This is a genomic window from Geobacter benzoatilyticus (assembly GCF_017338855.1).
GTDB lineage: Bacteria > Desulfobacterota > Desulfuromonadia > Geobacterales > Geobacteraceae > Geobacter > Geobacter benzoatilyticus.
Genome location: NZ_CP071382.1, coordinates 3,502,625 through 3,525,000, shown reverse-complemented (window position 1 = coordinate 3,525,000; position 22,376 = coordinate 3,502,625). Strand labels below are relative to the sequence as shown.

The following is a 22,376-nucleotide window of genomic DNA, read 5'->3' as shown; positions in this document are numbered from 1 at the left end:
TTCAAAGGAGAGCTGTGCCATGTCCGGGCATTGCATCTGGTCCGCAAAGGCCCTAGCCATGGCTGTCAGTTTCATCGAGTTCAGCTTCTCGATGGTCGGTTGTGTCAGCATACAGTTTCCTTTCGTCGTTGTAGTAATCCGTGCCCCTGATGTTCTCGTGGGCAACCGGAAGTAGTTCCATCTGTTTGGGTAGCGCCTTCTGATCCAGGTTGTTCTCTAGGATCGACTTGATGCTTCTGTAGGTGACGCCTTTAATGGTGACTGCCCGTTCACAGGCCGCCTCCAGACGTTCTTTGGTATAGCGCTTCGCAAGCGAGATGATCCCCATGCAGGATCGGAAGCCGTGCTCGGGATATGCCTTGCGTGACAGAATGGTTTCCACCACCTGTGCCGTCGCTGTTCCGGTCTGGGCGGCCCAGGAGATGATCCGCTCCGGTGTCCACTCGGCGAACTCACGGTGGGCTTTGGGCATATGCTCCGGTGTGGTGGTGTGTTTGCCCTGGACAGATGACTTGGGATGGGAGGCAACCCGGTTTCCCTTGTAGAAGCACTCGACGATCGTCTCGGTGTAACGCACATCCACCTGTTCCTTCACCAGGCGATGCGGGACGCTGTAGAAGTGCCCTTCCAGTTCGACATGGTAATCGATGTGCACCCGGGCCTTCTTCCACTGGGCATACTCATAGGGTGTTTCCGGTAAAGGCAGCATGGCCGGAAGGTCAATCTCCTCGAACCGGCTCTGTCGGCATCCGGGCAGCTTCCTGAAGGGGCGGTTGTTCAGAAGGAGAAGGCGTTCACGAATGGCGGCATTGGCTTCGGCCAGGCTGAAGAAGGTCCGGTTGCGCAGGCCTGCCAGGATGAAACGCTGGGCAATCAGCACGCCCCCTTCGACCTTGGCCTTATCCTTGGGATGGCGTACACGGGCAGGAACGATGGCGGTGCCGTAATGATCGGCAAGTGCCGCATAGGTGGGGTTTATATCGGGTTCATAGCGGCAGGTCTTGGTGACGGCGGAGAGCAAGTTGTCGGGAACGATGCAATGCGGGACGGCGTCCATAAAACCGAACGCCCGCACATGGGATCCGGTCCAGTCTGCAAGTGACTGGGTCCAAGTGGCATCGGCATAGGTCTGGTTGCTGCCGCCCATGACACCCACGAACATCTGGGCGTCCCGGACCTCGCCGGTGGTGGCGTCCACAACCGGTACCGTCTGGCCACTGTAGTCGACAAAGAACTTCTCGCCGGCACGGTGCTCCTGGCGCATGGAGCGGTCGAGCTTCTTTCTCCATTGCCGGTACAGTTCGCAGAACTGGCTGTACTGGTAACCGGAGGGTTCGCCCTCCTTGTACTCCTGCCACAACAGCATGAGGGTGAGCTTCTTATGTTTGACAAGTTCATCGTGCAGAGCCCGCCAGTCGGGTTGGGGCAGCTTGCGGGAGGCTGGGTTGACAACGGGGGGATAGAGGCGCAGTTCAAGGGCTTCATCATCGAGATCGGCAGGCAAAGGCCAGGAAAAACCGGCGGCGACTGCCCGGTTGATGGTGTCATCCACGGTGCTCTTGCCGACACCGCAGGTCCTGGATGTATCACGCCGGCTCTGGTTACACGACCAAACAAGGCGGAGTATCTCTCGTATCTTTCGCATGGTAACTCTTTCTCTCGGCATCACGCCCTCCTCGTTATTCAATCAAGGAAGGCAGGATACCTGTTGGAGTTACCCCGCGACTACACTCTCATTTTACACTGGCCGGATTGCTCCGGAATGGTGGCCGCAATCAAATCGGAATGCCGGCCGGTTTCCCGTCGGAACGGTGGCCGCTTTCCCGCCGGAATGGTGGCCGGATTCGTCCGGAATACGCATAGGGCTGTGCCGGAGCAGTTGCCGGTACCAGGCGAAACCAAAGAACGATGCTGAGATCAGGGCACGCTTGCGTGAACTTGCCGAACAGCGCCGCAAGTTCGGCTCTCCCCGCCTGCATACGCTGCTGCGACGGGAAGGCTATCTGATCAATCATAAACGCACCGAACGTCTCTACTGTGAAGAAGGGCTTTCCCTGCGCCGGAAGAAGAGTCGGAAACGTATCAGCCACCTGCGGGTGGCCATGGACAGACCGGAGAGAATCAATCAGCACTGGTCCATGGATTTCGTATCGGACAGCCTTTACAACGGCAGACGCTTCCGGGTGCTGACCGTTGTGGATGATCTAAGCAAAGAGTGCCCGGTCTTGGAAGTAGATCACTCAATCACCGGCAAACGGGTTACCAGGGTTCTGGAGCGGATTGCCCTGACCAAAGGACTCCCGGAAGTGATCACCGTTGACAACGGACCGGAATTTATCAGCAAAGCGCTTGACCTGTGGGCTTACGAGAACAACGTCAAGCTGCGGTTCATTCAACCGGGCAAACCGACTCAGAATGCCTATATCGAAAGCTTTAACGGCAAGTTCCGGGACGAGTGCTTGAACGACAATATCTTTATCAGCTTGGACAGCGCCCGGAAAATCATCGAAGATTGGCGAACGGATTATAACACCGCAAGACCCCATAGCTCACTGAACGACATGACGCCGGAAGAGTTTTCGAGAACCTTTTTGAAAGAACAGAAGACCGAAAAACCTAAGCTAAAACTGGTTCAGTAAGCGGGGGAAGGTCAAGGGCGTTGTAGGTCAGAAGCCGCCCGGTCAGAAGATCCCCTATGCCCAGAAGTTGCTTGATTGCTTCCGTCGCCTGAAGGCTCCCTATTATCCCTGGTAATATGCCCATGACACCTCTGGAAGGACGCCTATGACAAACAAAAAAAGCCCGGAATTATCCGGGCTTTTTTTGTTTAAATTTAAGTGAGGCTTAGATTAAACCATGTGCGACCATGGCATCGGCAACCTTGATGAAGCCGGCGATGTTGGCGCCGAGAACATAGTTCCCTTTGTCGCCATACTCTTCAGCGGTCTCGTGGCAGAGTTTGTGGATACCTACCATGATCTTCTCAAGTTTTTTCTCGGTTTCTGCGAATGACCAAGAGTCGCGCTGGGCATTTTGCTGCATTTCAAGAGCGGAGGTTGCAACCCCGCCGGCGTTTGCAGCCTTGCCAGGACCGTAAGCGATTTTGGCATCCAGGAACACTTTGACACCTTCAGGAGTGGTGGGCATGTTTGCCCCTTCGCCTACGGCTATGCAGCCATTTTTAACCAGTGTTTTTGCATCCTTGCCGTTGATCTCGTTCTGGGTTGCCGACGGCATTGCAACTTGGCAGGGGATATCCCAGATGTTGCCGCCCGTTATATATTTAGCATCCTTGTGGTAGGTGGCGTAGTCTGCAATTCTGCGACGCTCCACTTCCTTCAGTTGCTTGATCAGTTCAACATCAAGCCCTTTCTCGTGGATTATTACGCCGTTGCTGTCGGAGCAGGCAATGCATTTGCCGCCCAGTTGATGAATTTTCTCGATAGTGTAGATGGCCACGTTTCCTGAACCGGAGACGAGGCAGGTTTTGCCGTCGAAAGATTCGTTACGCACCTTGAGGGCTTCATTGATGAAGAAGGTGGCTCCGTAGCCGGTGGCCTCGGGGCGAACAAGGGAGCCGCCGAACTTGAGTCCCTTGCCTGTGAGAACGCCGGCTTCCCAGCGGTTGGTAATACGCTTGTACTGGCCGAACATATAGCCGATTTCGCGGCCGCCAACCCCGATGTCACCTGCGGGTACGTCGGTGTGCTCGCCGATGTGGCGATAGAGTTCGGTCATGAAGCTTTGGCAGAAGCGCATTACTTCGTCATCGGATTTCCCTTTCGGGTCGAAGTCGGAGCCGCCTTTACCGCCGCCGATCGGCATGCCCGTGAGGGAGTTCTTGAATATCTGTTCGAAGCCGAGGAACTTGATGATGCCGAGATAGACTGAGGGGTGGAAACGGAGGCCGCCCTTGTAGGGGCCGAGAGCCGAGTTGAATTCGACGCGGAATCCGCGGTTGATGTGGACCTGCCCCTTATCGTCCTGCCAGGGTACCCGGAAGATAATTTGCCTTTCGGGTTCGCATATACGCTCAATGATTTTCCGCTCAAAATACTCAGGATGTTTGACAAGGACAGGTCCAAGGGATTCAAGAACCTCCCGTACGGCTTGATGGAACTCAACTTCGCCCGGGTTGCGTTGCAGAACTTCCTGGTAAATGGATTCGACTTTGTCTTCTAGCATTTGCGGTGACATGATTCCTCCTGATGATTAATGTGTGAGCAACTCGTTGTCTGTGCTCGCTTTTGGACGCATTGGGGTTGCGACACGTGCTTTTGTATTATGCAGTCGTTGCACCAAAAAGGGGCGTGTGGCGAAAAAATAAACATGTGCCTGTATTTGCAGCAAAATACTGCATTTGTTTTGAGCTTTTAGTGTAGTTGTAGGTCCTTTTTAGTTTTGATTATATACACCTGAGAGTAGTTGGGTTACTCAGTTTTGCGGGATTGAGAGATGGGTTTTGCCTGGTATTCTTTACATTATTTGTTTGTATATCAGTACATCAAGGTATGTCCGGAGTAGCAAGCTATGCTTCTGGAAATGCACTGTCATACCGCAGAGCATTCGTCGTGCAGCGCGGTTTCGGCTGCAGAACTTCTGGCTCAGGTCTATGCCAAAAATCTGCATGGAATAGTGTTGACCGACCATCATTACCTATGGAGTGACACTGAATTATCAACTCTTCGCCGCGCAGCGAAGGTTCCTGACCATTTTTTGGTCATGAGCGGGCAGGAAGTATATACTCCTGAACTCGGAGATGTGCTTGTTTATGGTGCAACAGAGACCTTGCCCTATGGGACGTCGCTAAAGGTCATCCGGTTGCGCTTTCCCGAAGCAGCTCTTGTTTGGGCCCATCCCTATCGCAAAGGGAAGAGACCGATGGCGGAGGCTCTCCTGGACCCTCTTATAGATGGTGTAGAGATATTCAACTCGGGGCATTCGGTTCGGGAAAATAGTCGTGGTTTGCGTGATTGGCACCGAGAAAAATTCACGGCTCTGGCGGGTACGGATACCCATGGGGCGAGTTATGCTGGCATCTATCCGACCCATTTTGATCATCCGGTCATGGGTATTCAAGAGCTTGCTTCTGAAATCCGCAGGGGGCGTTGTCGGCCCTTTTTTAAGGAAATTCCCCATGCCGGTGCCAATACGCAAGTTACCGAGGTGACGATTGGGACGAAAGGGGCTGATGAGGTCCGGGAACGGATCATCATCAAGGAGATCTCCAGTGCACACAAATGGCGAGCTGCGGAGCGGGCCTTCCGGATTATGAGCGCCATTGCGCGGATGGGGTTTGACTCCGGGGGGTACCGGGTGCCAAAGCCCATAGACGAAGATTCGGTTTCAATGACGCTTATCGAACAGGGCCTGCGTGGAAAGTTATTATTCGATAAGCTGCTGGCGGCTGATTTAGAGGATGGACGCGAGTACATTGCCCTTGCTGCGGAGTGGCTTGCCAAGCTCCATGGTTGTAATCTTCGAATTACTCCCGATGATGAATTTCTGGAAAAAGAGGCGATACGGCTGCAACGCTATCTCGACCGTTTTAATGATGTTAGCCACCGGCACACGCGTAAAGCCCGCGAGATAATCGAGGTGATTAAAGCGGAGGAGCGCAGCATAAAGCAATCGTATGGTGAGTTTTTTGTGCAAGGCCATGGAGATTTCCATCCTAAGAATATTTATATCGGGCAGGACAACCAGGATAATCGGGCCACACGTTACGTGGCAGCCATAGATTTTGAGAGCTCCCTCGTTCTTCCCCGAGCCTTCGATGTCGGATGTTTTCTGGCGCAATTCCGCAATCAGTTTTTCGGGAGTCAGCAGATTCTGCAGAGCTATCCCGAAGAGTTGTTTCTCGATGCGTATTTAAAAAGCAGTGTAATGCCCGAAGGTGACTTTATGCGTCAAGTTGAGTTGTTCCGTGCCAGGACCAATATGAGCATTGCAGCCTATCTGATCAAGGTTGGGATGGGGGAGAGCGAGGACCTTTGGCGTGTCCTGGTGGAGGCTGAACGGGCCATTACTCATTTGTGAGAATTCAATTTATTGCTGCGTATGGCGATTCTCTGTTTTTCAGCTATACTGCTGCAAATATCATTTCAAAAGGAGGTGCATTGGCCATGCTGAGCAAGAAAATGGCAACAGCACTCAATAACCAGCTGAATACGGAGCTTTTCTCTGCCCATCTTTATCTGTCCATGTCTTCATACGCAAATTCAATCGGTCTTAAGGGTGCAGCAAATTGGTTCATGGTTCAATATCAGGAAGAGATGATCCATTTTATGAAATTCTATAACTACATAAACAGCCAGGGTGAGCATGTGACCCTCGGTCCCCTTGATGCCCCACCCAGTGAGTTCCCATCACTGCTCGGGATGTTCGAGCAAACGTTGCAGCACGAGATGTTCATTACCCGCTCAATTAATGAGCTGACTGAACTGGCTGTTGGCGAAAAAGATCATGCGACACAGATTTTCCTTCAATGGTTTGTTACCGAGCAGGTGGAGGAAGAGGAGAATGACCGGGAACTTATCGGCAAGCTCAAGCTGATAGGGGATAACGGTTATGGACTGCTGATGATCGATAACGAGCTTGGAACACGCGTTTTTACACCACCTGCCGATACGAATGCCTAAAGGTGCTAACTTGATCCTTCCGGGTTTGGTGCGGATGCATCCGCCCGGAAGAACTCCGGAGCTTCCATGAACGTACGATTCTGCGAACATAACAAGGGGATGTCTAAAGTCTATAAGAGACTGAAAAACACTTACCCTAAACTGGATGTAAAGATTAAAGACTGTATAAGAAAGTGTGGTCCTTGTCACAAGACGCCCTTTGCCGTTGTCGATGGCAAGACTATCTGTGGTGTTGATGCTGAAGACCTATATAACAAGATAATCAGGGAGCTTAGCGCGTAGTTGTTGGTTTGATGATCCTTTCCCATTGCCTTCCCCCGAGAGATTCTAATCCCGCCTGAATGTGTCCAAAGTAATGAAAATCATTTGTATGGCGCGATGTATACAATGAATTGTATTATTGCCGACAGGTATTGAACCACCATCTTCCGGTATTGGCAGCATAACCGGAAGTTGCGGGCAACTCATCGCGCTTCAAGTATTTCAGTAAGGACATCTTCGGGTATGGTTCGACGATCCATTAAATTTCTATTCTCATTACGGTATAAATTTATCTTCATTGCCGCCGTTGCGTTGCTCGCAGTTTGCGCAAACGTGGTGCGGTTCCGTCCCTATTGGCATTTCGAAGGAATTTATGTATTCAAGGGGGAGAACAGCTGGCTGGAGATAAAGGATGATACGGTTCTTGGCGATGAGGACCGGCTTCTTCTGGCTTTGCCGGTGAAACCGGTTCTCAATTTCCTTCAGGGTGGTGTGAGTCATGCAGCGTTTGGGAACCAGCTGAAGCATGAGTGGTTCAATTTCGACGGCAGTGGTTATGTGGAATCGCGTTTCGTAGATGGAACCAGATTTCTTGCGTGCTTCAGCCGCTTTCTTGACAGTGGTGCCAGGAATACCCGCGGAGTCTTTGTCGGGGGCAAGCTTTCTTACGATCAGGATACTGCTGATGCGTCAACACTTAATGACACCGGTGTTTCTTTCTATGATGGAACCAAGTGGCATCATCTCTGGTGCAACGTTAATGAATCCATAGCTCCCTGGAGCAACCCTTCCGCGCTCATTCCCCCGTCATCCTGGCACTTTCTCGGCAGCAGCGTGGCAAAAAATTCTCCGGAAGAAATCGTCATCACGAGCAGCCACCAGGTGAATATTGACGGAGTGCCGTTCCGCATTGACCGGGTTGCCTCTTTCAAGGCAGGGACTCGCTATTTTACGCTGGCAATCCGGGTTTCGAATATCGGAGGTGCGCCCGGCGGGTATTACTATGTTTATGGGGATGAGCCGTGGGTGAGTAATTACGGCACATCTGAAGGAAACGTCGGGTGGGTAAGGGACAGGCTGGTGGCTTATGAGGAGGCGCTCGACCCCCGCGAGCATCGTTGGGCCGGCTATTTTGATTACGGCAATGAAGCGGCCGGAGAAAAGCATATCTATAGCGGCATTGCCAACTTCATCGAATGGAAGGGCAATGTAACCCCCGACCTCGTCTATTTCTCCAATCAGATCGGCACCTATGCCCCTCCGGGGAGCCGCGTGCCGCTCAATCACCCTGACAGCAGGGTTTTGTTCCTGCAATGGGGGCCCCGTCTTCTGGACCCCGGCCAGTCGAACACTATCATTCTCTCCATAGGTATGGCTGACCGCGACCCTGCCACCGGCTTCCCGGTCAAGCCTGATACCTCCATCGATTTGGCGCACTTGGAGACATTTCTTCCCAAGATTTCCCCATTGCCCTGACCATCCTGCTTCATTCAATTACGAAACGGCTGTCGGTTAACGGCGTTGCCCTCTCCATGCCGACTCCATGGTCAGTGTTGGCCACGGCGTGGAGCAGCGTCCTGAAAATCGTTTCCGCCGCTTCGGGATGGCCGATAGCCGCAGCGATTTCATCGGCGGTTTGAGGTGTTTCCGTATTGCTCAAATGGGCGATGACTTCGGCCTGAAGCGCAAGAACGGTGCCGGCCGCCTTTTTCCCTGCCTCGACTCCCGGCTGATGGTAAGCGTTGATGTTGATCAGCGACGAGTAGAGCCCCACCGCCCGCTCGAAGAGGGCGATAAGCATGCCCACTGTGCGTGCCGATACCTCGGGTATGGTGATGGTGATGGATTCCCTGCCCTTGTCGCTGAGGGCGGTGCGTGTCCCCTGGAGAAACCCTGCGAGGTAGTCGCCGCTCGTCACTCCCTGTTCCACGGGCAAAGAGATGCCGGTCCGGTCCAGGAGAACCTCGACGAAGGTTACGAAGAAGTTGTTGACCCCTTCGCGAAGTTGCTGCACGTATGCGTGCTGGTCGGTGGAGCCTTTGTTGCCGTAGACGGAAATCCCCTGGCAGACCACGTTCCCATCCCTGTCCAGTTCTTTGCCGATGGATTCCATTATAAGTTGCTGGAGATAGCGGGAGAACAGTAGAAGTCGATCTTTGTAGGGGAGGATGACCATGTCACGCGATCCCCTGCCGCCGGTGGCATGATGCCACATGAGAGCCAGCAGCGCAGCCGGGTTTTGGGTTGTGACGGTATGGCGGGTCATGGCATCGCAGATCCTTGCCCCTTCCATCATTCCCTCTATATCAATCCCCTGGAGCGCTGCGGGTAGAAGCCCCACTGCCGATGTAACCGAGGTGCGGCCACCTACCCAGTCCCACATGGGAAAACGGGCGAGCCAGCCGGACTCGGTTGCGGTGCGGTCCAGTTCGCTCCCTGCGCCGGTTACAGCTACGGCGAAACGTGGAAAATACAGTCCTGCCCGGTGATAGGCTGCTTTGGCCTCAATCATCCCATTGCGGGTTTCTTTTGTCCCGCCGCTTTTAGAGATGACGACCGTCATGGTTGTGGCCAGCTCCGGGCCAATCTGCGACAGGACACGGTCCATTCCGTCGGGGTCGGTATTGTCCAGGAAATAGGGGGCAATAGGGTCCGAGGCGCTGCCCAGGGCATCGGCTATGAATTGGGGACCCAGGGCAGAACCGCCGATCCCCACAATCAGGATGTTGCGAAACGGCCGGCCATCCGGGGCAGTGATTTTCCCGGAGTGAACTGCCGAGGCAAATTCCTTGATTTTCCACATCGTGTCGGCAATCTCCGATGCAATGCCACCGGCCGGGGCGAGGGATGGGGTTCTCAGCCAGTAATGTCCGACCATCCTTCCCTCGTCGGGGTTGGCGATAACGCCACTCTCAAGGGCTGCCATTTCGGCAAATGCCTTCTGCATTGCCGGTTCCATGGCGGCAAGGAATCCGTCGTCGAAATTCATCCTGCTGATGTCGATCATGAGGCCAGTTTCCGGGTCGTGGAAAAGATGGGTTTTGTAACGGTTCCAGAGTGAGACGCTGTTCATGGAATCTCTCCTTTTTATGCCAGTGCACCGGTACAGCTTGAGCCTTCTCCGGCGGTGCAGCAATAGCAGTGCTGAGCCATCATGAGAGCGCTGCCGGTTGCGGCAGCCTCTTTGAGGTTGTCAATGGTAAGCAGTTTACCGTTTCTGCCGGTGAGCGGGAGTCCTGAAGCCTGGTTGAAGTCGCAATTATAGAGGATGCCCTGCCAGTCGACGCTCAGAAGCGTTCTGCACATGATGGAAGGGACGGCGCAAGGATTGAAACGGTCGGAAAGCATGGAGAGATACTCCCCATAGGCACCCTTTGCCTCGAGATACTCGCGAAACCGGCCTATTGGCGCATTGGTGATGGTGTACAGATTATGGAACCGTATTCCATAACGTTGCCGGAGCTCTGATTTGTATGCCTTTTCAAGCTCCTGTTGTGAGCCGGGGATAAAGGAGCCGCCAGGGTTGTAGACCAGGTTCAGTTCGTAGGTGTCGCCGTAACCGAGCCCATTCAGCGTGCGCAGGGCTTCTATGCTCCGGGAGAAGACCCCGGCACCCCGCTGGCGCTGAACGTTTTCCTCGAGATAGCAGGGAAGGGAGGCGATGAGCACCAGCTCCTGGTCCCGGTAGAAGTCCGGCAGCCACTCCATCCCCGGTTCGGTAAGTATGGCGAGATTGCTGCGTACCATGCGGCGTGGTGCGAGCCCTTTGGTCCCCTCGACCAGAGTGCGAAAGTGAGGGTTCATTTCCGGGCATCCGCCGGTGATGTCAAGGGTTACGCCGGGGCGACAGGAAAAATAGCCAATGATTTTATTGATTATCTCCAGCCCCATGACATGGTTTCCGGCGGGGGATGCGTTTACGTGGCAATGGGCACAGTTCAGGTTGCAGAGATTCCCCAGATTTACCTGAAGGGTACGAAGCTCTTCAAACGTTGCGTAATCCCGGCAGAGTTCAATCAATCTTTCCTTGAATGGAGCAACCATCAGAATTTCCTCGCAAATTTTTTGTATATGACTGGTGAAACGGCGAACAGACCCAGCAACGCGAAGGAGCCTAGAACCCGTGTTGACATGACATTGCCCGGGCTTGTTATGGTGGAAAGGCTTGCACCGGCGTTTACGTAGACGAAGCCGCCGGGGATGATGCCGATCAGCGTGCCGGTGATAAAGGTGCGCAAGGGCAGCCTGGTTAGACCTGCGGCAAGATTTATCAGGAAAAAAGGGAAAATGGGGACCAGACGTAAAAAAAGCAGGTAGCTGAGTCCCGCGGTTTCCATCTCCCGGTTTATGGCGGCGAGCCTGTGGCCGAATCTAGCCTGGATCGCGTCGTGGAAAAGATAGCGGGTGACGATGAATGCGATGGTGGCGCCGATGGTGGCGGCGGTTACCGCATAGATTGTCCCCATGACCGTGCCGAAAATGGCACCGGCCGCCAGCGACAGGATTGCGGCGCCGGGCAGGGAGAGGGCGGACTGCACAACGTAGACCGCCATGAACAGTGCTGCCGCGGCGAGGCGGTTTTCTCCGGCAAAGCAAGAGATGGTTTGCTGATGCTCTTTAAGGGAGTCGAGGGTTATATGTTTGCTCAATCCCGAAAAGTAGAAGAGTGCTGCGACAATCAAAATTACGATTAGAACAACGCGTTTTTGCCTGAACATGGAAAATTTATAACCGTTGGGGTAGCCGGGTGTCGAGGACTTTTTCCGGCACCGGGCCAAAGGCGGCCGTTCATGCCCGAAAGACCGGAGGTGTGCTCTCTCTTATGGGAGGCAGGAACTCGGGGCGTTGCTTGACCAGTTGGTCCCCAAAGAGAAAAACGGTTAGCATTATAACTGGGCAATCCCCGTTGGATGGCGTTTCGCGGGTAGAAAAGCTTTGACAAAACAGGCGTAACACCTATAGTATTGCCCAATCTTAGCCCGAGGATGTATTGATGCTGTCTGCCATTGCCCTGGTCGGAGACGACCTTAAAAACGTTGAAGCCCAGTTCAAAAAGGATCTAGAGTCGGATGTCTACCTCATCCGCAAAGTAGGCGAATACGTTCTTGCCAGCGGCGGAAAACGTATCAGGCCGATGCTGCTTCTCCTTTCCGCAAAACTCTGCGGTTATACCGGCGACCGGCATGTGCCCCTCGCAAGTGTAATCGAATTCATCCACACCGCAACGCTTCTTCATGATGACGTAGTCGACAGCGCTACGCTGCGCCGCGGCAATGCCTCGGCCAATGAGGTGTGGGGCAATGAAGCGTCGGTCCTCGTGGGGGATTTCCTCTTTTCAAAATCTTTTTCGCTCATGGTACAGGCAGGTGACCTGCGCGTTCTGAAGGTTCTGTCCGACGCGACCACAATCATTGCCGAGGGAGAGGTGCTACAGCTCCTTTGCACCAGCGACCTGGATATGACTTTGGAGCGGTATATCGAGGTAGTCAAGAGCAAGACGGCGGTCCTCCTCTCCGCTGCCTGCGAAGCGGGTGCCATCCTTGGCAAAGCCTCTCCGGAGCAGGAGCTGGCTCTGCGCGATTTCGGAATGGACCTCGGCATCGCCTTCCAGCTCATGGATGACACCCTCGACTATACTGCCAGCGAGGAGCAGTTCGGCAAGGAGATCGGCCACGACCTTGAAGAAGGGAAGATTACCCTGCCTCTTATCCATACGCTTAGCAACTGTACCGGCGAAGAGCGGGACGTAATCACCGCCGTTGTGGAGAAGGAAGTGCTTGAACCGGGTGATTTCGAGGCGGTATTCACCCTCGTTCACCGTTACGGTGGCATTCAGTACACCACCGAGGTGGCCGGCGAATACATTTCCCGTTGCAAAGAGCACCTGAATGCGTTCCCAGACTCTACGGAAAAAAACGCATTGATTGATATCGCCGACTACGTTATCAGCCGAAACCGTTAATAATCCCTTTATCAAAACGTTTAATCCTCTGGCTTTCCCGCAACGTGTGTTGTTCCATCCTGTCCGGTCCGGCTCCAGCCGGGCCGGGCCGATTTCTCCCTTGCATTATCGCTTGCCTTGCTCTACATAAATCAGACCATGAAGCTGACAGGCCCTCTTCGCATTCTTCTTATCGCCGCTGCAATTGTCGGGATCAGCCTCTTCCACTACCTGACGCCGCTGCACCTGCCCGCCCTCCACGACATCTTCCAGCGGCTCTACTATTTGCCGATTATCCTGGCCGCCCTGTGGTTCGGACTACGGGGGGGGCTCACCACATCGATCATTGTCAGTATCGTCTATGTTCCCCATATCCTCTTTCAGTGGGGGGATCGCCCGTCGCTGGAACTGGAGAAATTTCTGGAAATCGTCCTTTACAATGTGGTGGGCGGTATTACGGGGTTCCTCTGTCAGAAGGAGGGGGAACGCCGCGAAGAACTTGAGCGGGCGGCTTCACGGCTTGAGGAGTCCTACCGAGCCCTCCGCTCCCAGGCCGACCTTATCATCGGCATAGAAGAGCAGTTGAGAAAGGCCGAGCGCTTATCCGCCCTGGGCGAACTCTCGGCCATGCTGGCCCATGAGATCCGCAACCCCCTCGGCTCCATTCGCGGGACTGCGGAGATTATCCTGGACGATTATCCCCAGGGACATCCGAAACACGAATTCCTGGAAATACTTCTTAAGGAGACCGATCGCCTGAACCGCGTGGTTGAGGATTTTCTCCGCCTTTCCCGTCCGGTCGACGGAGAGAAAAAAACCTGCGACCTGGATGCGGAGCTGCATCAGTTGGTTAAGTTACTGGAGAGCGATGCCGCGGCCCGGGGGGTCAGGGTTGTGCTTGATTTGGAGGAGATGCCGGTTATTAACGGTGACCCGGAAAAGCTGCGGCAGGCCTTTTTGAATCTGCTCCTTAACGGCATCCAGGCAACAGGGGAGGGTGGAACGGTTTCAGTGCAGGGAGTGCTCCTTGCCAGGCAGAGCGACGATGCTTCTTTCGTGGAACTTTCGTTTGCCGATTCCGGCGAGGGAATTCCGCCGGGGAGCCTCGAAAAGATTTTTACGCCGTTTTTCACTACGAAAGAGGGGGGGACAGGTCTCGGGCTTGCCATTACCCAGCGGATCGTAGAGGGGCATGGCGGAGCAGTTACGGTGGAGAGTGAGCCTGGGCACGGGACCACTTTCCGGGTGAAGCTTCCTGTTTGAGGGGTAAGCGTGATGAGTGAAGAGATTAAATCAGTCCGGGTTCTGATCGTGGACGATGATGTGTCGTTGCGGCGGGTGCTGGAATACAACCTCCAGGAGGAGGGGTATGAGGTGCTTACCGCCGGCAGCGGCGAGGAGGGGTTGCGCTGCTTCGAGGATTTCGCGCCGGCGCTTGTGGTGACTGATCTGAAAATGCCCGGCATGGGAGGCTTCCAGCTCCTGAAGACGGTAAAAGAACGTTCGCCAGATACGGTCGTTATCGTCATTACCGCTTTCGGCGCCGTGGAGGCGGCGGTGGAGGCCATGAAATCCGGGGCCTACGATTTCATTACCAAGCCATTCAATCGCGACGCCTTAAAACTGACAGTCCGCAAAGCGCTTCACATGCAGGGGCTCTCCCGAGAAAACCGCCGCCTTAAGGAGGAGCTTTCCAGCCGGGAAGAGTATCGCAGCATCATCGGCATCTCCCGCCCCATGGAGGAAGTTTTCCGCGTAATTGACCGGGTGGCCGACACCGACGCCACCGTGCTCATTACCGGCGAGTCCGGAACTGGCAAGGAGCTGGTTTCCCGTGCCATTCACGCCAAAAGTTCGCGCTGCGCCGCTCCCTTTGTCGCCATCAACTGTGCCGCCATTCCGCGGGATCTGCTGGAGAGCGAGCTCTTCGGCCACGTCAAGGGGGCCTTCACCGGCGCGGTTCGGGACAAGACGGGCAAATTCCAGCAGGCCGACGGGGGGACTCTCTTCCTGGACGAAGTGGGGGAAATGCCCGTCGATCTCCAGTCAAAGCTTCTGCGAGCCCTGCAGGAAAAAGAGATTGAGCCTGTTGGGGGGGGCAATACGGTCAAGCTTGACGTGAGGGTGGTTGCCGCCACCAATGCAGATCTGGAGGAGGCGATCTCTAACGGTAATTTCAGGGAAGACCTCTTCTATCGTCTCTCGGTCATCCCGATACATCTGCCCGCACTCAGGGAGAGGAAGGACGATATCCCGTTACTGATCCGTCATTTTGCCGCCAAGCACGACGGCGCATCCGTGAGCTTTTCGCCGGAGGCCTTAGCGGTCATGGCCGCCTATGACTGGCCCGGCAATGTGCGGGAGCTGGAGAATACCGTTGAGCGGATGCTGATCATGCGAAATGGTGATACTATCATTGTCGATGACATTCCCGAGAAGATAAGGCGTGGCCGTCAACCCCGGCGCGAGGGGCAAGTTGTCAACTTGCCCGACGAAGGGTATTCGCTGGAACAGCTGGAAAGAGAGATAGTCGTGGAGGCCCTGGAGCGCAGCGGCTGGAATCAGAGCTCTGCGGCGCGGTTTCTGCGGATACCGCGCCACACCCTTATCTATCGCATGGAAAAATACGGAATTACGCCACTGGAGAGGAAAAAATGAAGAGAACGCTTCTTATTCTGTTGCTTTTTGCCCTTATGTCCCTTGCCGGATGCACAAAGGAAGCAAAACCACCCGTCGAAGGCGGCCCGGCTGTTGATTTGACTTTGAATGCCCTGAACGGCGAGAAGGTTACGCTCTCCGAGCTCAAAGGCAAGGTGGTGATTTTGAACTTCTGGGCCACCTGGTGCCCACCGTGCCGCCAGGAGATTCCATCAATGATGCGCCTCAACACTGCCATGGCCGGAAAACCGTTCCGGATGCTTTGCGTTTCCATTGATGACGGCGGGAAAGAGGCTGTTGAAAAATTCTTCAGCACCACCGGTTTCAATCTTCCCGCGTTTTTGGATACCGACAAGCGTGCCGGTGCCCTTTACGGCATAACCGGAGTCCCCGAGACCTTCATCATCGACGCCAACGGTGTTATACTGAAAAAAATTGTCGGTGCGATAGAGTGGGACAACCCGCAGGTTATTGCATTTCTGAATGACGCAGTCGCAAAAGCAAAGTAGCGGGTGAGCGATATGGCAGGTAATCAATAAAGTGTCTGATATATAGCTGTCCGGCTATACCGCAGAGGTTTCCATGGATACATCCAACGTCAGTTTTTTCGGTGCGTTCATCGCAGGGTTATTTTCATTTCTCTCCCCGTGCGTGTTACCGCTCATTCCATCATTCATCACATACATAACGGGGCTATCGTTCTCTGAAATCCAGGCAGAACACCCGACCCACGAGGTACGGAAGCAGACAATCCTGCATACCCTCCTTTTCATTGCCGGATTCACCTTCGTCTTTGTCCTGCTGGGGGCCTCCGCAACCTTCATCGGCGGGTTCCTCCAGGAGCACATGGATATCATCCGCAAGGTTGGCGGGGTGCTGATCATTATCTTCGGGGTTCATGTTACCGGACTGGTGCCGATTAACCTCCTGCTCGGAGAAAAACGGGTTACAGTGCATCGCAAGCCTGCCGGTTATCTCGGAAGCTTCGTGGTGGGAGTGGCCTTTGCCGCCGGATGGACACCCTGCATCGGTCCCATTCTGGCTTCTATTCTTATGGTGGCTGCAACTGAAGGGACGGTATCCCGCGGAGTCCTTCTCCTCTTCATCTATTCCATGGGGCTGGCAATACCATTTTTCCTCTCATCCCTGGCCATGCACCAGTTTCTGACGGTGTTCAACCGTTTCAAGAAACATATCCGCATATTCGAGATCGTTACCGGCGTCTTCCTCATTATCGTCGGGATCATGATCTTTTCCAATTACCTGAGCGTCCTGTCCCGCTTCAGCATGCAGTGGTTCGGGGGGGAGTGAGACCATGGCGGCAGCGGGAGTCTCCATTCAGCTCACTGTAGTGGATTTATACGCCACCGAGGCATTCTATGCCGGTATCCTGGAGCTGGACGTGACGCGGGCGCTTACCGTTCGTGGCGCCCCTGAGCATCTAACCTTGAAACGGGACGGGTGGGAGATAATTTTTGTGGAGGAAGCTTCCGTGGTTCAGGCGCATCCGGCATTGGGGGGGCGTTTCGATGAGTTTCCCAAGGGTGTCGGCATGACGATACACGTGACGGTAGATGATATTGTGGAAACCTACGATGCAGTTGTGGAGGAGGATCTGGAGGTTTTCTATCCCCTGGAGACAAAGCCTTACGGCATCAAGGAGTTCTGGTGTTTTGATCCTGACGGGTATCTGGTGGTGGTTGAAGAAGCCCGCCGTTGAGAAATTGAAAGGGGCGTGAATCTCACGCCCCTTTTTCGTCATCCTTATTACCGTTCTTCTTCCCGGAAGAACACGCATCAGCCATTCAGGTGTTTACCCCCAACTTCGGCAGAATTATCTTGTTGAGGACAACCCAAAAAGCAAAAAAACCTGCAAGCATCAACACCTCGTTCATTGTCGCACCTCCTATGCAAGGTAGCCTAGCAAATATTCAAAAAAATATATACTGATTTGTTTTGTGAAGGGATATATTCGAATAAATTAAAAACAGATTGACAGGTAACGGTATCTCGACTATGTTGAAAATCACTTTCAGTTTGAGGGCCGGATGAAAAAGGCTAAACAGAAAATATTTCAGGACTATATCGCTAAGCGGGGCCTCAAATCGACCCAGCAGCGCGACATTATTCTCGACGCTTTTCTCTCTTCCGACAGGCATTTGAGTATTGAGGAGCTTTATCTCAAACTCAGGGCGAAGCATCCCAGTATCGGCTATGCCACGGTTTACCGCACCCTCAAGCTTTTCGCCGAGTCGGGCATTGCCCGCGAGATCCATTTCGGCGATGGGCAAACCCGCTACGAGCACGTTTCGGAGGGGGAGCATCACGACCACCTGGTCTGTACTGAGTGCGGCGCCATTATCGAGTTCGAGAATGAGAGCATAGAAAAACTTCAGGAAGAGGTTGCCTCTCTCCACGGGTTTCTAATCAAACATCACAAACTGGAGCTTTACGGGCTCTGCTCGAAGTGCCGTCCCTAGTACGCGACGGAAGTTCACGTCGTGTATTTTTTGAGTTTTCACATGAAAGTGAATATCAATAACAATAACGGTAGCAATACGTTTAAGTGAAGGAGTTATTCCAGATGGGAATGTTCGAGCGTAAACGCTCCTGCCATGGCAATGCTGAGCCCCTGTCCTCGGGGGGGAAAAAAGTGGCCCTGGTTGGAAATCCCAATGTGGGGAAGAGTGTCCTTTTTAATGCCCTTACCGGCGCCTATGTGGCGGTTTCCAATTATCCGGGCACGTCGGTTGAGGTATCGCGCGGGACCACTACCATAGAGGGGCAGACATGCGAGATTATCGATACTCCCGGCATGTACTCCATTTTGCCCATAACCGAAGAGGAGCGTGTCGCGCGGGAGATTCTCCTGAATGAGCGCCCCGACGTCGTTATCCACGTTCTCGATGCCCGGAACCTGGAACGGATGCTGGCCATGACGCTCCAGCTTGTGGAGGCGGGACTGCCGGTGATTCTCGTGGTGAATATCATGGATGAGGCTGAGCGCATGGGCCTATCCGTAGATATCCCGCTGTTGCAGGAAAAACTCGGCATTCCGGTCATCGGTGCCGCCACGGCAAAGAAGCGCGGCCTCGCCGAAATCCGGCGTGCCATCACCTCCTATAATGCAGGGCTTCATGGGGTTTTCGGCTACAGCAGGAGAATGGAGGCCGATATTTCCGAAATTGCAGGGCTTATGCACGGCGACTACATCTTGTCGAAGAAAGCCTTGGCGCTTTTGCTGCTGCAACGGGATGAGGAAATCGCGCAGTTGGTTCTGGAGGTTGAGGGGGAGCACGGAGCTGACATCACTGAACGGGTAAAGGAGAAGAGCTTCGAGCTGCGGGACTCGTTCCACCTGAATCTTTCCATGGAGCGCAAGGGGATTGTGAAAGGGCTTCTCGATGGGGTCGTAAAGGCTCCCGGCAAGCGGCGGGTCACCTTCGGCGAGCGGCTTTCCTCCTGGGCCATTCATCCTCTGACCGGCGTGCCGCTGCTTTTGCTGGTCCTCTACTATGGGCTGTACCAGTTCGTGGGGGTCTTTGGCGCGGGCACCCTGGTTGATTTTCTGGAGGGGACTCTCTTCGAGCAGTATTTCAACCCTTGGGTAACGGATCTCGTCAAAGGGGCCGTTCCGTGGGAGATCGTGCAAGAGCTGATTGTGGGGGAATACGGCGTGCTGACCCTGGGGCTTCGCTACGCCGTGGGGATAATTCTTCCCATCGTCGCCACCTTCTTTTTCTTCTTTTCGATACTTGAGGACAGCGGCTACTTCCCGCGGCTGGCGCTTCTGGTCGACCGTATATTCAAGAAGATCGGCCTCACGGGGCGCGCGGTGATCCCCATGGTGCTCGGCTTCGGTTGCGATACCATGGCCACCATGGTTACCCGCACCCTTGAAACCGTACGGGAGAGGATCATTGCGACCGTGCTCCTGGCATTGGCCATCCCCTGCTCGGCCCAGCTCGGGGTCATCATGGCGCTTCTCTCGAAAACGCCGGGGGCGCTGGCCATATGGGCAACCTGCCTGCTGACGATATTCCTGGTCATAGGGCTTCTGGCGGCCCGGATAATGCCGGGCGAGACCCCGATGTTCTACATGGAGCTTCCGCCCATGCGGCTGCCGCAGTTCTCCAACGTAATGACCAAAACCTACACCCGGATGCAGTGGTATTTGCTGGAAATTCTACCAATCTTCATCCTGGTATCGGTCTTGTTGTGGCTCGGCAAAGTCACCCATTTCTTCGAGAAGCTGGTTGACTGGATGGATCCGGTCATGGCTGCCGTAGGCCTCCCCAGGGAAGCGGCAGTGGCTTTCATCTTCGGTTTCTTCCGTCGGGACTACGGGGCGGCGGGCCTCTATGACCTCCAGGAAAAGGGCATAATGGACCCGCGGCAGCTTGTGGTGGCGGCGGTAACCCTTACTCTTTTCGTCCCCTGCGTGGCCCAGTTTCTCATTATGAAAAAAGAGCGGGGTCTCAAGACTGCAACCCTTATCGCGGTTTTTGTTTCCTTTATGGCTTTTGGGAGCGGCTATCTGCTGAACCGATTAATCCTGGTGACGGGGATTTTATGATTCGCTGCGGTTTCTGCGGTAATGAGTTCTCCGAGGAAGAGGGCATCAAAGGGTGTGGCCGGTGTGGGAAGCCTTGCCGGTCGATCCGCTGCCCGAAATGCTTCTACGAGAATCCCCCCGAGCCGAAGGTGATCAAGGCCTTGAAAGATGTTCTGAAAAGAAGCGGAAAAACACGATAGAATTACGATGTTGCATTGTGAAAACCATCAAGGAGAGCGATATGAAATTATCCGATAAAGCGGAAGAGATTCTCGAAGCCCTCTGGGTAGCCTGTGAGGAGGAGGGGAAGCCACATCTCGATATGGAAGCAATCTCCGTCGCGGCCGACGATCCGGCGTACCGGGAGCTGGCCACCCTTGCCTACATCGAGGTAAAGGGGGGGCAAGTCCGCTTGCGAGCCGAGGGCAAGGAGGAGGGGAAACGGACCGTGAGGCGTCATCGGCTTGCCGAACGCCTCATGATGGATGTGCTCAATATCCGCGGCGACAGCGCCGAGGCCAAGGCATGCGAGTTCGAGCACCTGCTGCACGAAGAGGTGGATGCCAAGGTCTGCACCATGCTCAACCATCCCGCAACTTGCCCCCACGGTAAGCCAATTCCACCCGGCGACTGCTGCGACGAGGCGAAAAAGAAAGGCGATCTTGGCGTGGTTCCCCTTACCGAGCTCAAAGCGAAGGAGGAGGGGGAAATCGCCTACATTCTCACCGAGGATGACACCAAAATGCGTAAGCTCATGGCCATGGGGGTGTTGCCGGGCAACCGGATAAACATCATGCAGACTTTTCCGTCTTACGTTTTCAGGATCGGATATTCCGAGTTTGCCATCGATACGGCCCTTGCGCGGGAGATTTACGTGCGAAGGTGAGGCCATTGAACTCTAAATTCACGCAAAAAGCCGGGTGCAGCAGTTGCCCGGCTTTTTGCGTATTAGTCTCAGGAGAATATTTATCCGCCGATGCCGTTGATGACGGCGTGATTATTGCTGGATGCAAGGCAGCAGCTGCAGAGGTTCGTGCGGGCAAGAGGCTGTCCATGTGGAATCAGTTGAAATGCCCGGCCTTACAGGCCTTTGAATTGGAAGCTCATCGTACCAAAATCCGTTTTTTGACTGGAAAGACTTTTTTTGTTGTTTGACGGTGTTACAAATGATAAAAACGTAACACGATTAGGTGACGATTTAAAAGAGGGTTAACCACCATGCACATGGCAGATGCCTTGATCTCCCCCGTGGTCGGCGGCACGCTCTGGGCGGCCACTGCCGGTACCATCGCCTGGTGCAGCCGTAAGGTGCGGCATGAGCTCGACGAGCGGAAGGTACCGCTCATGGGGGTATTGGGAGCTTTCGTGTTTGCCGCCCAGATGATCAACTTTGCCATACCGGGGACCGGTTCCAGCGGGCACCTTGGTGGTGGGCTCCTGCTGGCGGTGCTGCTGGGTCCATATGCTGCGTTTATCGTAATCTCCTCGGTGCTTTTTGCCCAGGCCCTGTTTTTTGCAGACGGCGGGCTGCTGGCTTTGGGGTGCAACATCTTCAATCTCGGCTTTTTCCCCGCTTTTGTCGCTTATCCCCTGATTTACAGAGCAATAGCTCCTGCCGGTTCGAGCCAGGGGCGAATAACCGCAGCTTCGGTTGCCGCCGCGGTGGCGGGCCTCCAGTTCGGTGCCTTTGCCGTGGTTCTGGAAACGGTATTCTCCGGGGTCGCAGCGCTGCCATTTTCTTCATTCATTCTCCTGATGCAGCCGATTCATCTGGCAATAGGAATCGTTGAAGGGTTTGCTACGGCAGCGGTAATCGGTTTTGTGACGAAGGCCCATCCGGATATCGTCGACACTCCCGTGGCTCCCCTGGGCGGGGCATCCGGTGCCGGTTTCAGGAGGCTGATCTTATCGCTGCTTACCGTGGCCGTTTTTGCCGGAGGGTGTCTCTCCTGGTTTGCTTCCGGTAAGCCGGACGGGCTCGAATGGGCCATTGCCGGGGTAACCGGCACTGAAGAGCTGTTGGCCCCAAAGGGGGGTATCCATGGGAAATTGGCGGAAATTCAGGAGAAAATAGCCCTCTTCCCCGACTATTCCTTTGGCCGGTCCGATGCGCAGAGTCCGGCGCCCCATGGAGAAACTGCCGCGACAAAGACCGCAATACCCCCGGCAGGGGATGACCGGATCGGCTCTTCCGTGGCGGGCATTGCCGGCGGGGCGTTGACCCTGGTCATAGCCCTTGGCATCGGCACTGTACTGCGCCGGCGCCAATCACCGTGATTCTGCCCATGGCCGCATCATCCGCTCAAGGGGGATGCTTGCC

20 protein-coding genes and 2 pseudogenes (1 of these 22 cut by a window edge) are annotated in these 22,376 nt (G+C 54.5%); 16 read left to right on the top strand and 6 right to left on the bottom strand.

Annotated elements, in window-relative coordinates; translation table 11 throughout:
* Together istB and istA are read right to left on the bottom strand one after the other, a co-directional pair.
* On the bottom strand, positions 1 to 111 hold the beginning of the coding sequence (gene istB / locus JZM60_RS16375; RefSeq protein WP_207162069.1) for an IS21-like element helper ATPase IstB. It extends 651 nt beyond the left edge of the window; only the first 111 of its 762 coding nucleotides appear in the window; its start codon is at positions 109 to 111; the stop codon falls past the left edge of the window.
* Positions 112 to 127: 16 nt separating this feature from the next.
* A pseudogene (istA, locus tag JZM60_RS16370) lies at positions 128 to 1,645 on the bottom strand (IS21 family transposase); the annotation flags it as partial.
* Between the two features lie 208 nt (positions 1,646 to 1,853).
* Here istA and JZM60_RS16365 point away from each other — a divergent pair.
* Positions 1,854 to 2,639, top strand: a pseudogene (locus JZM60_RS16365) (IS3 family transposase); the annotation flags it as partial.
* 205 nt (positions 2,640 to 2,844) lie between these two features.
* Here the strand turns inward: JZM60_RS16365 and gdhA are convergent.
* The gene (gene gdhA, locus JZM60_RS16360) at positions 2,845 to 4,197 is read right to left on the bottom strand and encodes an NADP-specific glutamate dehydrogenase (protein ID WP_207163456.1); all 1,353 of its coding nucleotides are present in this window, start codon (positions 4,195 to 4,197) and stop codon (positions 2,845 to 2,847) included.
* Between the two features lie 333 nt (positions 4,198 to 4,530).
* Between gdhA and JZM60_RS16355 the strand changes: the two genes are divergently transcribed.
* From JZM60_RS16355 to JZM60_RS16340, 4 genes are all read left to right on the top strand, one after another.
* On the top strand, positions 4,531 to 6,039 hold the full coding sequence (locus JZM60_RS16355) for a phosphotransferase (RefSeq protein ID WP_207163455.1): 1,509 nt from the start codon (positions 4,531 to 4,533) through the stop codon (positions 6,037 to 6,039).
* 86 nt (positions 6,040 to 6,125) lie between these two features.
* On the top strand, positions 6,126 to 6,641 hold the full coding sequence (locus JZM60_RS16350) for a ferritin (RefSeq protein ID WP_207163454.1): 516 nt from the start codon (positions 6,126 to 6,128) through the stop codon (positions 6,639 to 6,641).
* Between the two features lie 66 nt (positions 6,642 to 6,707).
* On the top strand, positions 6,708 to 6,923 hold the full coding sequence (locus tag JZM60_RS16345; RefSeq protein ID WP_207163453.1) for a DUF1450 domain-containing protein: 216 nt from the start codon (positions 6,708 to 6,710) through the stop codon (positions 6,921 to 6,923).
* 291 nt (positions 6,924 to 7,214) lie between these two features.
* The gene (locus JZM60_RS16340) at positions 7,215 to 8,378 is read left to right on the top strand and encodes a hypothetical protein (RefSeq protein WP_241426302.1); all 1,164 of its coding nucleotides are present in this window, start codon (positions 7,215 to 7,217) and stop codon (positions 8,376 to 8,378) included.
* Positions 8,379 to 8,388: 10 nt separating this feature from the next.
* Here JZM60_RS16340 and JZM60_RS16335 read toward each other — a convergent pair whose 3' ends face one another.
* Genes JZM60_RS16335 through JZM60_RS16325 form a run of 3 tightly spaced genes read right to left on the bottom strand, consistent with a single transcriptional unit; the run spans position 8,389 to position 11,620 of the window.
* Positions 8,389 to 9,975: a glucose-6-phosphate isomerase gene (locus JZM60_RS16335; protein WP_207163451.1), complete on the bottom strand. Its 1,587-nt coding sequence runs from the start codon at positions 9,973 to 9,975 to the stop codon at positions 8,389 to 8,391.
* A gap of 14 nt (positions 9,976 to 9,989) precedes the next feature.
* A complete protein-coding gene (gene arsS, locus JZM60_RS16330) occupies positions 9,990 to 10,946 on the bottom strand; it encodes an arsenosugar biosynthesis radical SAM (seleno)protein ArsS (protein WP_207163450.1) in 957 nt (318 codons plus the stop codon).
* A complete protein-coding gene (locus JZM60_RS16325; RefSeq protein WP_207163449.1) occupies positions 10,946 to 11,620 on the bottom strand; it encodes a TVP38/TMEM64 family protein in 675 nt (224 codons plus the stop codon). Before JZM60_RS16325 ends, arsS begins: the two co-directional genes overlap by 1 nt.
* 275 nt (positions 11,621 to 11,895) lie before the next feature.
* Between JZM60_RS16325 and JZM60_RS16320 the strand changes: the two genes are divergently transcribed.
* From JZM60_RS16320 to JZM60_RS16270, 11 genes are all read left to right on the top strand, one after another.
* Positions 11,896 to 12,864, top strand: coding sequence for a polyprenyl synthetase family protein (locus tag JZM60_RS16320; protein ID WP_207163448.1), 969 nt, complete (start codon positions 11,896 to 11,898; stop codon positions 12,862 to 12,864).
* 138 nt (positions 12,865 to 13,002) lie between these two features.
* Positions 13,003 to 14,106 carry a two-component system sensor histidine kinase NtrB gene (locus JZM60_RS16315; protein WP_207163447.1) on the top strand — a complete coding sequence of 368 codons (1,104 nt, stop codon included), beginning with the start codon at positions 13,003 to 13,005 and terminating at the stop codon, positions 14,104 to 14,106.
* Between the two features lie 12 nt (positions 14,107 to 14,118).
* On the top strand, positions 14,119 to 15,501 hold the full coding sequence (locus JZM60_RS16310) for a sigma-54-dependent transcriptional regulator (RefSeq protein WP_207163446.1): 1,383 nt from the start codon (positions 14,119 to 14,121) through the stop codon (positions 15,499 to 15,501).
* Entirely contained in the window at positions 15,498 to 16,010 is a 513-nt protein-coding gene (locus JZM60_RS16305) for a TlpA disulfide reductase family protein (protein WP_207163445.1), read from the top strand. The genes JZM60_RS16310 and JZM60_RS16305 overlap by 4 nt, the downstream gene beginning before the upstream one ends.
* A 73-nt stretch (positions 16,011 to 16,083) precedes the next feature.
* The gene (locus JZM60_RS16300) at positions 16,084 to 16,812 is read left to right on the top strand and encodes a cytochrome c biogenesis CcdA family protein (RefSeq protein WP_207163444.1); all 729 of its coding nucleotides are present in this window, start codon (positions 16,084 to 16,086) and stop codon (positions 16,810 to 16,812) included.
* Between the two features lie 4 nt (positions 16,813 to 16,816).
* A complete protein-coding gene (locus JZM60_RS16295) occupies positions 16,817 to 17,221 on the top strand; it encodes a VOC family protein (RefSeq protein WP_207163443.1) in 405 nt (134 codons plus the stop codon).
* A 328-nt stretch (positions 17,222 to 17,549) separates the two neighbouring features.
* Positions 17,550 to 17,981 carry a Fur family transcriptional regulator gene (locus JZM60_RS16290; RefSeq protein WP_207163442.1) on the top strand — a complete coding sequence of 144 codons (432 nt, stop codon included), beginning with the start codon at positions 17,550 to 17,552 and terminating at the stop codon, positions 17,979 to 17,981.
* Between the two features lie 104 nt (positions 17,982 to 18,085).
* The gene (feoB, locus tag JZM60_RS16285; protein WP_207163441.1) at positions 18,086 to 20,077 is read left to right on the top strand and encodes a ferrous iron transport protein B; all 1,992 of its coding nucleotides are present in this window, start codon (positions 18,086 to 18,088) and stop codon (positions 20,075 to 20,077) included.
* A gap of 220 nt (positions 20,078 to 20,297) precedes the next feature.
* A complete protein-coding gene (locus JZM60_RS16280; protein ID WP_207163440.1) occupies positions 20,298 to 20,942 on the top strand; it encodes a metal-dependent transcriptional regulator in 645 nt (214 codons plus the stop codon).
* A 5-nt stretch (positions 20,943 to 20,947) separates the two neighbouring features.
* Complete coding sequence (locus tag JZM60_RS16275) at positions 20,948 to 21,211, top strand: hypothetical protein (protein ID WP_207163439.1); 264 nt, start codon at positions 20,948 to 20,950, stop codon at positions 21,209 to 21,211.
* Positions 21,212 to 21,274: 63 nt separating this feature from the next.
* Positions 21,275 to 22,333: an energy-coupling factor ABC transporter permease gene (locus JZM60_RS16270; protein ID WP_207163438.1), complete on the top strand. Its 1,059-nt coding sequence runs from the start codon at positions 21,275 to 21,277 to the stop codon at positions 22,331 to 22,333.
* Positions 22,334 to 22,376: the final 43 nt, after the last annotated feature.

Bases quoted from the DNA above. Each gene is read 5' to 3' on its own strand.
- JZM60_RS16290 (WP_207163442.1), top strand. From the start codon at position 17,550: ATGAAAAAGGCTAAACAGAAAATATTTCAGGACTATATCGCTAAGCGG.
- feoB (WP_207163441.1), top strand. From the start codon at position 18,086: ATGGGAATGTTCGAGCGTAAACGCTCCTGCCATGGCAATGCTGAGCCC.
- gdhA (WP_207163456.1), bottom strand. From the start codon at position 4,197: ATGTCACCGCAAATGCTAGAAGACAAAGTCGAATCCATTTACCAGGAA.
- JZM60_RS16295 (WP_207163443.1), top strand. From the start codon at position 16,817: ATGGCGGCAGCGGGAGTCTCCATTCAGCTCACTGTAGTGGATTTATAC.
- JZM60_RS16320 (WP_207163448.1), top strand. From the start codon at position 11,896: ATGCTGTCTGCCATTGCCCTGGTCGGAGACGACCTTAAAAACGTTGAA.
- JZM60_RS16300 (WP_207163444.1), top strand. From the start codon at position 16,084: ATGGATACATCCAACGTCAGTTTTTTCGGTGCGTTCATCGCAGGGTTA.
- JZM60_RS16350 (WP_207163454.1), top strand. From the start codon at position 6,126: ATGCTGAGCAAGAAAATGGCAACAGCACTCAATAACCAGCTGAATACG.
- JZM60_RS16270 (WP_207163438.1), top strand. From the start codon at position 21,275: ATGCACATGGCAGATGCCTTGATCTCCCCCGTGGTCGGCGGCACGCTC.
- JZM60_RS16310 (WP_207163446.1), top strand. From the start codon at position 14,119: ATGAGTGAAGAGATTAAATCAGTCCGGGTTCTGATCGTGGACGATGAT.
- JZM60_RS16305 (WP_207163445.1), top strand. From the start codon at position 15,498: ATGAAGAGAACGCTTCTTATTCTGTTGCTTTTTGCCCTTATGTCCCTT.
- JZM60_RS16335 (WP_207163451.1), bottom strand. From the start codon at position 9,975: ATGAACAGCGTCTCACTCTGGAACCGTTACAAAACCCATCTTTTCCAC.
- JZM60_RS16280 (WP_207163440.1), top strand. From the start codon at position 20,298: ATGAAATTATCCGATAAAGCGGAAGAGATTCTCGAAGCCCTCTGGGTA.
- JZM60_RS16325 (WP_207163449.1), bottom strand. From the start codon at position 11,620: ATGTTCAGGCAAAAACGCGTTGTTCTAATCGTAATTTTGATTGTCGCA.
- JZM60_RS16355 (WP_207163455.1), top strand. From the start codon at position 4,531: ATGCTTCTGGAAATGCACTGTCATACCGCAGAGCATTCGTCGTGCAGC.
- arsS (WP_207163450.1), bottom strand. From the start codon at position 10,946: ATGGTTGCTCCATTCAAGGAAAGATTGATTGAACTCTGCCGGGATTAC.
- JZM60_RS16315 (WP_207163447.1), top strand. From the start codon at position 13,003: ATGAAGCTGACAGGCCCTCTTCGCATTCTTCTTATCGCCGCTGCAATT.
- JZM60_RS16345 (WP_207163453.1), top strand. From the start codon at position 6,708: ATGAACGTACGATTCTGCGAACATAACAAGGGGATGTCTAAAGTCTAT.